At 34.1% G+C, this 2,723-nt stretch carries 1 protein-coding gene; it reads right to left on the reverse strand.

The genetic code is table 4. The features are described 5' to 3' along the window. Window positions 1-352: 352 nt before the first annotated feature. Window positions 353-2,707: an APC family permease gene (locus UDIV_RS01725; RefSeq protein ID WP_038102499.1), complete on the reverse strand. Its 2,355-nt coding sequence runs from the start codon at window positions 2,705-2,707 to the stop codon at window positions 353-355. Between the last annotated feature and the right edge of the window lie 16 nt (window positions 2,708-2,723).

A 2,723-nucleotide genomic window follows, 5' to 3' on the forward strand; every position in this document is an offset into this window, starting at 1 on the left:
TCACTATTAATAAAGATAATCCAAATGCAGTTGATCTAACAATTAATCTTAGTGTTGGTTCAAACCTTGAAAAAGCAAACCACACATATACAAGAACAATTGATGGATTTAAAAAAGCATAATATTTAATTTAACAGAAAGAAAAAGCACAGGAGCGTTTGCTTCTGTGCTTTTTCTTTATAAAAGGAATTTTCGTAAAAATAACTATAAACTAATCAAAATTTATAATTATTTTAATTTAGTAATTTAACTTACTAAATAGCATAATTATGCTACATATATTATACCAAATTTGTCAAGAATTACAAATAAAAAAATAAAAACTAGGCAAAATCCTAGTTTTTTAAGTTTTCTAATGGTCGTCTAGTTCTGGTGCAAATCTTGTAGAAATTTCTACAGCTAAGTATTCCATCTCAGAAGCTAGTAGTTTACGTTTATTGTAGTCTTTTGTTTTATTAATCAAGATATCTTTTTCTTGTAATAATTGAACGTGACGTCCAAATTTCTTGAACTCTTCTTTATCCTTGTATAAGTGTCAGTTTCGAACCACATCAAGTACATTTTGATCAACGTTTGTGTGGTTTGGACGTTCAACAAGGCAAACTCCACGTTTTTTGTTTCATCAGTAATTGATTAAGTAGAAGAATAATCCTAAAAATAGTGTTCCAATAAACATTGGTAATGCGATTGAAATGAACACATAGAACACTTCTTTACCTGGGTATAATTCAGGGGCAGCTGGTAAGTATGTAGCAACAACAGCGAATGTGTTAACACCCATTGCTAATAATGCTAATGTTACTTGTACTCACTTGTGCTTAATCTTGAATTCACGTCGGATGTAGTTTGACTTGAATACATATGATAAGTATCCAATTAAGAAGATGTTATATCCGATGTAATACATTGAGATTTGAGATACAACGTTTGAAATGAATGATACGTTTGTAACAGATGCTGGAGTACCTGAAGCTACAGGTTCAAATCCAATTCTGTTTTCTACAAATTTAAAGAATTCATTAATTTGAGCTGTTTCTCACTTCTTAAAGTCATGGTGGAAGACATCAGTGTGTGGATGTGTACCATGGTGAGCATGTGGATCGTAGTATGTAAATAACTTATCTTTAATTTCATTTAATTTAGCATCATCGATTGGTTTTAATATACCATCTTCAGCTACTTCATTAGATAAAACGTCTGTAATAGTTCGTCCACTATAAGCGAATAAACCAGTGTATCCGAAGATATATACAGCAAAGATACCACTTAACAATCCAATCCAAATTAAAGCAATAGTTAATGGTGAACCATTCTTAAGTCTATATGTAGCTCAATTTGGGAAGTGTGATTTACGCATTGCATAATTTAAACCTGTTGATAGGTTTGACATTCACACAGATACTTCAACAAACACACCAAGTGTGATGAAGAATGAAATTGCTTGTAGACCTTGCATTGCTACTCTATTAGTATCATGGTTTACAACGTTAATGAATTGTGATGGGTTAATTTTTGGATTATTTAAATCCGCAACCTTAACTCATGGATCAGCTGTTGCAAGAGTTGCAACTGCGTTTTCGCCCCCGATTGGAGTACCATAAACAAATTGGTGCATTACTTGGTTAGCAGCTGCTGTTCCATAGTTTTGCTCAATCATTTCATATGCATGAGCAAGTGTTTTGTAATGTTGAACTTCATTATTTGGTAACTTAACATCGATTCCACCAACAGTTAAGTTAAACATTACAGTTTGCACTAAACCACCATTAAATGATAATGTTGGCGTAGGCACAGTCATAGAAATTGTAACTGAACCGATCACGATGCAAGTTAGAGCTGCAATAACAACAATCATCATTGCTCGTGGGTAAAGTTTTGATGGGTTTTCCATACGGTTAGCTGCAATCGCAGATACCTCAACCCCGTGTAAACTAAAACTAAATGCCATAAATGAAGCCATAACTGTTGAACTCATAAATGTCTTATTTAGTTCGTATGATGTTCCGGTTGCACTTGGATCAAGGTGTGCTTCTTTTTGGAAACGCTCACCAATAAAGTACAATGGATTATCAAGTGTTGCAACTGTATAAATTGAGAAACCAACTACAACTGCGAATGGAAGTAAAATTCCAATAATCAGAGCAAATTGTCCTAATTGGTGACAACGTTTTTGCCCTCATAAACTTAATCCAATTAACCCAGCAATCAACACAACAGCAATACCATATACTGCTCCAGGTTGATAATCTGTTGATAAGTTAATTGAAGAAGCTTGGTTAAGCGTTGTTCCTAGCTTTAGAGTGTTAATGTAGTTATACCCCTCAGCTCCTCCAAACGCAAAAGAGAATGATGATAGGACAAACAAAATCATCGCCACAAAACCAAAGGTTACGTTAAACTGTAATCATGTAACTAAAAACCCTGCTCGTGGACCTATTAAATTTCGTACTCAGGTGAAAATACCACCCTCGGTCCAACCCTTCATTGTTGCCAACTCTGCAGCTGCAATCCCGATTGGGATAAATCAACACATCGCTGTGATGAACGCAAAAATAATTGCAATCCAACCTGCTGTTGACAAAGATGGGAATGTATAGAACGCAATAATAGCAGATGCAGTTAACAATACAAAGCCCATCAGAGAAACTTTTTTATTTTTAGCAAGTTTCTTGTGGATTTTTGCCAATCCTTTCTTATTATCTATCAATTTAATCACCTTTTTT

This window comes from Ureaplasma diversum NCTC 246 (genome assembly GCF_000731915.1).
Classification (GTDB): Bacteria; Bacillota_I; Bacilli_A; order Mycoplasmatales; family Mycoplasmoidaceae; genus Ureaplasma; species Ureaplasma diversum.